Below are 8,860 nucleotides of genomic sequence, written 5' to 3'. Positions count from 1 at the left end.
GCCGTGACCGGCGCACCCAGCACACCGCGCAGCACCACCAGCGCTGCGCCGCGCCTGAGCCTCGACCAATACCTGCGCAACCGCGGAGGCCAACGATGAGCAGCGCCCTGGCCATCGCCGCGGTCACCGCGACGCTGAAAGACCTGCTGAACGAAGGCCTGCTCAACCACGACCTGTCGTCGATCGGCAGCTTCTCGGTCACCGCCCAGCCGCCGGACCGCATCACCACCGGCAACACCGAGGCCAACCAGCTCAACATCTTTCTCTATCAGGTGACGCCCAACCTTGGCTGGCGCAATGTCGGCCTGCCTTCGCGCGACGGGCGCGGCAACCGCATCACCAACCCGCCCCTGGCGCTCGACCTGCACTACCTCATCAGCGCCTACGGCTCGCAGGATTTCAACGCCGAGATCCTGCTCGGCTATGCAATGCAGCTGCTGCACGAGACTCCTGGCGTCTCGCGCGAACAGCTGCGCATCGTGCTCGGCATCCCCTCGCCGGTGGACGGCAACTTCGTGCCGGGCCGCTTCGGCACGATGTCCGCGGAGGATCTCGCCGATCAGGTCGAGTTGATCAAGATCGCGCCGGTCTACCTGAGTGCAGACGAACTCTCCAAGCTCTGGACGGCGATGCAATCGCGCTACCGGCCGTCGATGGCCTACCTCGTATCTGTCGTGCTGATCCAGGCCGAGGGCGGTGCGCGCGTGGCGCCCCCGGTGCTGCAGCGCGGTGCCGGTGACCGCGGGCCGCAGGCACGGGCTTCGGCGCCACCCTTGCTGCAAGCCGTGCGCAACCCCGCCAACTTGCTGCTGCCGGCCTTGCAGCTTGGCGACGAGCTGAGCTTCGTCGGCAACGGGCTCGCGCGCAGCGGCACGTTGACGGCGCTGTTCACGAACGAGCGGCTGGGCATCGTCAACGAGCTGCCGCTTTCGGGAGCCACCTCGGCCAGCGAACTGCGCGGCCAACTGCCTGATGCTTCCGCGCCCGGTGCGAAGGCAGCATGGGCGACGGGTGTCTACGGCGCAGCCATCCAGGTGGTCGAAGCCGGCCAGCCGAGTTGGACCACGAACAGCGTGCCGGTCGCCATCGCCCCGCGCATCACGGCCGCACCGCTGGCGGCAGCGGCAGGTGCAGGCTTCACGCTCACAGTCACCTGCTCGCCACGGCTTCGCACGCTGCAGGAGCCAGGGCTGCGCCTGATCTTCGGCCAGACCGAGCTGCTGCCAGTGCTGATCGACACCCCTGCCGACCCGGACGCAGCAACGTCGATCCAGTTCACCGTGCCAGCGCTCGACGCCGGCTCGTACCCGCTGCGCCTGCGGGTGGACGGCATCGACAGCCTGCCCATCACCTCGGCCGGTTCACCACCCGTCTTCAGCTTCGACGCCGCACAAACGGTGGAACTGTCATGAGTACAGACACCTGGCTGGACGACAACAACCGCTACCTCGCGGCCTCGCTGCAATGGCTGCGCCTGAAGCTGCGCAGCATGGTGCCGGCCGACACGAGTGCCAAGCCACTGCCCGCGGTGACCGAAGCGATGCCCAGGCCAACAGCAGCGCAACGCTCGTGGTTCGCCCGCAGCGGCGACGCCGGTACGACGGTCTCGCAGTTGCCCTCCGCGATACCGCCGCAGGTCGAGTTCGACCCTGCGAGCAGCACCGTGGCGCTCGAAGGGGCGGCCGAGCAGCGAGCTGCTGCGGCCCAGGCCGACCCACCGCCAGCCTTGCCCTTGCTGGCCCAGCGCCTGGGGCTGAGCGACTTCGAGGCCGACACGCTGCTGCTGTGCGCCGCGTGCGAACTGGACCCGGACATTGGCCGGCTGATCTCGGCAGTCCAGGGGCCAGGGTCACTGCCCCATCCCTCGTTCGCACTGGCCCTGCGGCTGTTCGACGAGCCGAGCTGGGACACGCTGTCGCCCCATCGCCCATTGCGATTCGCCCACCTGCTCGACATCAACCAACCGGGCGCGACACCGCTGACCGCCGCCGCGCTGCGCGCCGACGAACGCATCGTCCATTTCATCAAAGGTCTGAACGACCTCGACGAACGCCTGTCGTCGCTGCTGACCCCCATCAACGAAACCCCTCCCTCACCGCTATCGACCACGCAGCACGATGTGGTGAAAGACCTGCTGCACCAGATGAACGCGCTCGGGGCCGGTGCGCAGCCGGTCGTGATGCTGCTCGGGGCGAACAGCCACAGCAAGCTCGAAACCGCCCGCGCCATCTGCGACCAGCTGGGACGCTACCTCTACCGCCTGCCGATCGAATCATTGCCCGCCACGCGACCCGAGACCGAGCAGTTGGCGCGCCTGTGGCAGCGCGAATGCGCGCTGCTGCCGTTGGCGCTGTACCTCGATGGAGACGACCTGGACGGAACCCAGGCAGAGGGCGCCCACTTGATGCGCTCGTTCCTCGGCCGAGCGCTCGGCATCGTCTTCGTGGCCTTGCGCGAACCGGCCTCGCTGCGCATGGCGCAGGCCCTGACGATCGACATCAACAAGCCGACACCATCGGAACAGCACGCTGCCTGGCTGGAAGCTCTTCAGCCGATGTTGGACGCCGCAGAAGCCGGGCACAGCGCTGCGCGGCTGGCCAGCCAATACAACCTGAACCTGCGCGACATCGGCCGGGCCATGGCACTGGCCCGCGGTGAGTCGACCGAAGGGCTGGCCGACCGGGCGTGGAAGGCCTGCAAGCAGGCCACGCTGCCGCAGTTGAACATGCTCGCACAACGCATCGACGCGCGCGCCACCTGGGACGACCTGGTGCTCGGCGACGAAGCACTGCAGTCTCTGCGGCAAATCACCGCACAGGTCCGCCAGCGCTACCGCGTCTACGAAGACTGGGGCTACGCGAGGAAGATGAACCGCGGGCTTGGCATCAGTGCGCTCTTCTCCGGCGAAAGCGGCACCGGCAAGACGATGGCGGCAGAGGTGATCGCCAACGAGCTGGACCTGGCGCTGTACCGCATCGACCTGTCGGCGGTCGTCAGCAAGTACATCGGCGAGACCGAGAAGAACCTGCGCCGTCTGTTCGATGCCGCGGAAACGGGCGGCGCGATCCTGTTCTTCGACGAGGCCGACGCGCTGTTCGGCAAACGCAGCGAAGTGAAGGACAGCCACGACCGCTACGCCAACATCGAGATCAACTACCTGCTGCAGCGCATGGAGTCGTTCTCGGGCCTGGCAATCCTCGCCACCAACATGCGCAGCGCGCTCGACGCAGCCTTCCTGCGGCGGCTGCGCTTCGTCGTCAACTTCCAGTACCCCGGTTTCGCCGAACGGCGGCGGCTCTGGCAGCAGGTCATCCTGCCGGCCGTGCCGCAAGCCGACCTCGACTACGAGCGGCTCGCCCGCTTCAACCTGTCCGGCGGCAACGTCGCCAGCGTCGCGCTCAACGCCGCCTTCGCGGCCGCGCAGCGCAACACGCCGCTGACGATGCCCTTGCTGCTGTCGAGCCTGCGCGGCGAGTTGCGCAAGCTCGACAAGCCTGTCAATGAGACGGAGTTTCGATGAAGCCCGCCGCTGAGACGGTGCCGAACACGGCGCCTGTGCCGCCGGTTGCGACGTCGGCCGGACCGCAGCTGTCCATGCATGTCGATCGTCTGGTGCTGCACGGATTCCCGTTCTCGCAACACGACGGCACGCGCATCGAGCAAGCCTTCCAGGACGAAGTCCAGCGGCTGGTCATCGCCGGAGAAATGAGGCTTGACAGGCTTGGTGCGCAAGCACTCGACCAACTGCGAGTCGCCGAACTGCGTCTGGATGGAGGCGCAGGACCTGAACAGCTCGGACGGAAGCTGGCTGCAGCGCTGCTGCGGGAGATCGCACCGTGAAGCAGCTCGCGACCCAAGCGCCGGCGGCTTCCACCAGGAATGCCTTCTCGTTGCTCCAGCGCAAGTGCGCTTGCGGCACGCACGGCAGTGGGGGCGAGTGTCACGAGTGCAAGCGCCAGCGTCTGCAGCGCAGGTCACTGTCGATCGGCGCCGTGGACGATCCGCTGGAAGCTGAGGCTGATCACGCCGCGCAGGCCGTGACAGCCCGCGGACGGAATGCACTATCGACGTTCACCCCACCGCGGCTGAGCCGGGCCCCATCGCCCGACAGCACGGCTGGCGGTGCAGCCCCTGCAATCGTGGACCAGGTGCTCTCAAGCCCCGGTCGGGCGCTGGATGCCACGACGCGGGCCTTCATGGAACCACGCTTCGGCAGTGATTTCAGCCACGTGCGGGTACACGACAATGGTCAAGCACAAGCCTCGGCGCGCGCAGTTGACGCCGCCGCATACACGGTCGGTTCCCACATCGTGTTCGGGTCAGGACAGCTTCGACCGCAAACCGAAACAGGCCAGCATCTGCTGGCGCACGAGCTGAGCCATGTACTGCAGCAGAGCGGCAGCGCCGCTGCGGCGCTGCGTCGTCAACCCGCCGTTGGTAAGACCGCGTCGGAGCGCATCAAGGAAGTGCGCGTCCAACAAGACTCGCCGCAACGCGTCACCGCCACCTTGACCGACGGCTCCACGTTCGATGGCGAATGCTCCACCGGCAAGGGCCATTGCTGCTTTGACGACAGTGCCGGTGCCGCCGCCGGGGGCGCCTGCTCGGCCACTCGCTCGAACCAGGTCGGCAACAACTGCACGCCGGTGGGCACCTTCACCGTGACCAAGAAGATCGGCAGCGGCCCGATCCCGTTCTGGACCCAGTTCCACGATGCCAAGTCCGTGGCGCTGCACCAGTACTCGCCAGTGAACGGCGAGCCTCTGTCACACGGCTGTGTGCGACTGCACAGTGCCACCGCGGAGCGGATCTACAAAGGCTCGGTGCCTGGCTACACCAAGGTCATCGTCGAGGGGCTGGCACGACCCAAGTGCTCTGACACGGTGCTGCAGAAGGAATGGAAAGGCGACTTCGACTTGGCCGGCAGCAAGCCAGACGATGGCGAGACCATCCAGGCTGCTTCCGTCAAGAAGCTCAGCAAGCAGGAAATCAAGGCCCGGCAGGACGAGTCGCGCAGCCAGATCCGCGAGGAGCGTCGCGCACTCAAATCTGCGCTGGATGTGGGCGATGCCGGTCTGGATGCCGAAATCGCGGATGTGAAGTCCGGGACCACTGCTGAATCCAAGATTCCACGCTGCGTGCCGGCGCAGACCCAGGAAGAAGCGCAGTTGCCAGCCGCAAAGGGCGCCGGGTTCCTTGATGCCGCAGCAACCAAGACCGCCGCCGATTTCAGCAAGGCGCTGAAGGGCACCTACAACACCGCCGCGGCCGAGAAGGTGGTGAAGAAGTTCGGCGACAAGCTGTGGCAGGACGCCACCACCGCGGCCCGCGGCGGTGGCGCCGGCAGCGACGACCGCCAGCTGTACTGGACGCGGTTGATGCTCAGCTCCGCCCTTCGCGAGTGGAACCCGTTCTGGGCCACAGACGCCGATGCACTGCGCCGGCTGCAAGCGAAGCTGCTGCGGTTGCTGGAGCAGACCTCGCGCGGCATGGCCAGCGCCGACTTCACCGGCGGCAAGGACGACAAGCGCATCCTGGTCAGCGGCTTCGACCCCTTCGGCTTCGCCAGCGGTGGCGACATCCGCCAGAGCAACCTGTCGGGCGCCGCCGCCCTGGCGATGGACGGCGAAACCCTCACCGACGGCAGCACCAGCGCGCAGGTGCAGTCGGTGGTCTACCCGGTGCGCTATGCCGATTTCAACGAGGGCATCGTCGAGAACGTCCTGCGCCCGCACCTCACCGGAGCAAATCCACCGCACCTGGTCATGAGCATCAGCCAGGGCAGCACGCAGTTCGAGCTGGAGGAGTTCGCCGGCCGGCGCCGCTCCACCGACAACTTCAAGGACAACCTGGGCCAGCTCAGCGGTGGCTCGCCCACCAATCCCATCGAGCCGCCAGGCCTTGCGGCCGGCAAGGAGTTCACCAAGACCAACGTGCCCGATGCCACGCTCAAGAGCATGCGCGGGGCGCTGGGTCGCAAGGGCGCGATCAAGGAAGAAACCCAGGTGCAGGACCTGCCCGCTGGCGTGACCGCGCCGCGCAAAACCGATTCGGGACCGCCGAAGGACGCCGGCCCTTCGGTCGAGGGCTCCGGCGGTGGCTTCCTGTCCAACGAGATCTTCTACCGCAACAGCCTGCTCATCGGCAGCTCCGGCTCCAAGGTGCCGACGATCCACCTGCACACGCCGCAGCTTGCGCCCGGCACTGGCGAAAAGTTGCGCAACACGCTGATCGACACCATCCGCAAGGTCCTGCGGGCCGCGCTGGCGAGGATCTGAATGAAAAACCGCAACGCTTCGCGCGGCTTCGACGCCACACCGAACCAGACGCCACGGCAGGCGACCATCCGGCGCAAGGCAACCGGCGTCGCGCAGAACATGGCCCCACAGGTGAATGACGTATTGAATTCACCTGGCGTGCCTTTGGATGCAGCGACGCGTGCCTACATGGAACCGCGCTTCGGCCAGGATTTCAGCACCGTGCGTGTCCATACCGATGAGCACGCCGCTGCCTCGGCGCGCGCGCTGGACGCACTTGCATACACCGCTGGCAGCGAAGTGGTGTTCGGTGCCGGACAGTTCGCACCGCACACCGCACAAGGGCAGAAGCTGCTTGCGCACGAACTGGCGCATGTCGCACAACCGCGGGCATCGGGTGCCGCGATCAGCCAACCCGGCGACGCCAGCGAACGCGAAGCAGACCGCGCGGCCGGTGTCGTTGCTGCCGGTGGCGTGGCATCCGTCGGCGCCACAGCGGGGGCGGCGCTGCAGCGCCAGCCGGCGGGTGACAGCGCACTGGATTTCAAACCGCTGCCGCCACTGACCGGAAGCAAGGGCCTGCTCGACAACGCCTCGCCGCTCCTCGCCGCGGCTGTCGGTTCAACCACGTTGGAGGGTTTCGACACTGGCAAGTCTGCACTCAAGCCTGATCACCACAGGCAGCTGGAGTCGACCGCCGCCAACATCAAGACCTTGCTCGATCAGTACCCGTTGTCCACGGTGACCGTCACTGGTTACGCCGACACCGTCGATGCCGAGCCCAAGAATCTCGCACTGGGCGAGGCACGCGCCGCAACCGTTAAACAGATGCTTGTCGATCTGGGCATCGCCGAAGCGATCGTCACCGCCAACAGCAAAGGTGAAGGCCCGCCACAGGCGGTGAAAACCAAAGACGAGACGCCGAACGCGCGGAATCGGCGCGTCGAAGTACGGTTTCACCCGAAGAAGTCCGGGTTGGCGCCATTGGTATCGCCACAGCTGACCTTGAATCCGCCGACCGCGCCGGGCAAGCAGGGAGAAGGCGATCCACCGATCAAGGCGCCATTCAATCCGTTTCCGCCGCGGCCTTCCGACATCTTCGATGACGGGCCCCGGCCGCCATTCCGCCCCAAGCAGCCGGACTTCTTCAAACCGATTCCGCCGGCACCCAAGGGCAGCCAGCCGTCGTCACCGCTCGACGTGATCGGCAAGAAGGTCATCGACCCGGTGGTCGATGCCGTGGCCGGATTCCTGCCCAAGGCAGCGCGCGACAAGATCAAGGACGCTGCGCGCAGCGGCGTGAAAGCCGGCGTCGCCAAAGGCGCGCGGGCAGCGGCAGAAGCCCAGGGCGTGAAAGATCCAGAGGCCCTCGACGCCATCGAAAAGGCGACCGAGGCCGCCATCCAGGAGAAGGGGCAGGCACGGCCATGAACGCTCCCCATGTCATCGACGGCGGGAACTGCTCCCGCGTGGTCCCCGTCATCTCAACCAGCACCGGTGCGGGCTCATGAACCAGCACGCCACAGCTTCAACAAAGGCCGCAAACTCCCCGGATGGCGGCGCGATGCGGCTCCAGCGCAAGTGCGCCTGCGGCACGCACGCGTCCGGTGGCGAGTGCTCGGAATGCAAGCGCCAGCGCCTGCAGCGCAAGGCAACACGGGCACGTGCGAACGACGAAGTCCCGTCGATCGTGAGCGAGGTGTTGAACAGCGGTGGTCACCCGCTGGACGAATCCGCGCGCAGCGACATGGAGCAGCATTTCGGTGAAGACTTCAGCGCAGTGCGCGTGCACACCGATGCCATCGCGGCACGGTCAGCTCAGGCAGTGAGCGCGCTGGCCTACACGGTCGGCCGCAACGTGGTGTTCGCGAGCGGGCAATACGCACCGCGATCACCGGCCGGCCGCGGCCTCCTCGCGCACGAGCTGACCCACGTGGTGCAGCAGCGTTCCATCGGCACCATGACGCAACGGCTCGAGCTCGGCCCGACGGGCGACGCCCTCGAACATGAAGCCGATCGCAATGCAGCCGCGATCAACGCATTGCCGCTGGGCAGCGTGGCAGTACAGCAGCGCAGCAGCGCGCCGCGCCTGTCACGCGCCAGCGCCGCCGCACCAGACGCAGCATTGCTCACGCGTCAACTTGGCCACGTACCACGCTCCGGTTTGCAGTTCTTTCCCGACACGGTCACTGACACGGCGGTCGGGCCACCGGATGTACGCGGCGGTCTGCTGAGCGCAGGTGCGCCTCAGCTCAACGTGATCGTCGGTGAGAACCAGACCCTGCACACCTTGGCGATCGAGCTGCTGCCACTGTGGCTCACCGCCACACCCTTTACGCCCCCCGGGGCGGCGGCGCCGTTGCCGCTAGACATCATCACAGCCGAAGAACTCGCACGGGCATTGCTCGTGTTCAATCAGACGTATCTGCCGGTCCCGGCCATGACCCGTTGGCGCTCGGGCTTGCGCTTTCCGCTACCGGTGCGCATTGACGAGGCCACCAACACCGGGATCCTGCATCCGCTCAACATCCGCGCGCTGGCTTCGGGCTTCGATGTCGCCTGGCTACCGCAGCTCGACCAGCGCGCCGGCTCCACCGCCGCGC

General features: G+C 66.9%; 6 protein-coding genes. All 6 read left to right on the top strand.

The annotated features are described in order from the left end of the window. Window positions 1–95 precede the first annotated feature (95 nt). Entirely contained in the window at window positions 96–1,412 is a 1,317-nt protein-coding gene (locus FKP22_RS12980) for a Pvc16 family protein (RefSeq protein WP_141287908.1), read from the top strand. Further along, the gene (locus tag FKP22_RS12975) at window positions 1,409–3,520 is read left to right on the top strand and encodes an ATP-binding protein (RefSeq protein ID WP_141287907.1); all 2,112 of its coding nucleotides are present in this window, start codon (window positions 1,409–1,411) and stop codon (window positions 3,518–3,520) included. The genes FKP22_RS12980 and FKP22_RS12975 overlap by 4 nt, the downstream gene beginning before the upstream one ends. Continuing rightward, window positions 3,517–3,840 (top strand): hypothetical protein, encoded by a 324-nt coding sequence (locus FKP22_RS12970; RefSeq protein WP_141287906.1) that lies wholly within the window; start codon window positions 3,517–3,519, stop codon window positions 3,838–3,840. Before FKP22_RS12975 ends, FKP22_RS12970 begins: the two co-directional genes overlap by 4 nt. Next, the gene (locus FKP22_RS12965) at window positions 3,837–6,278 is read left to right on the top strand and encodes an eCIS core domain-containing protein (RefSeq protein WP_310733328.1); all 2,442 of its coding nucleotides are present in this window, start codon (window positions 3,837–3,839) and stop codon (window positions 6,276–6,278) included. Before FKP22_RS12970 ends, FKP22_RS12965 begins: the two co-directional genes overlap by 4 nt. After that, the gene (locus tag FKP22_RS12960) at window positions 6,279–7,688 is read left to right on the top strand and encodes an eCIS core domain-containing protein (RefSeq protein WP_141287904.1); all 1,410 of its coding nucleotides are present in this window, start codon (window positions 6,279–6,281) and stop codon (window positions 7,686–7,688) included. It begins immediately after the preceding gene. A 76-nt stretch (window positions 7,689–7,764) separates the two neighbouring features. Then, a partial coding sequence (locus tag FKP22_RS12955) for an eCIS core domain-containing protein (protein ID WP_141287903.1) occupies window positions 7,765–8,860 on the top strand: 1,096 nt, incomplete at its 3' end.

It is taken from the genome of Ideonella azotifigens (assembly GCF_006519715.1).
Lineage (GTDB): Bacteria > Pseudomonadota > Gammaproteobacteria > Burkholderiales > Burkholderiaceae_C > Ideonella > Ideonella azotifigens.
Note: the sequence above shows the minus strand (reverse complement) of the source record. Positions and strands in the feature narration are given on the sequence as shown.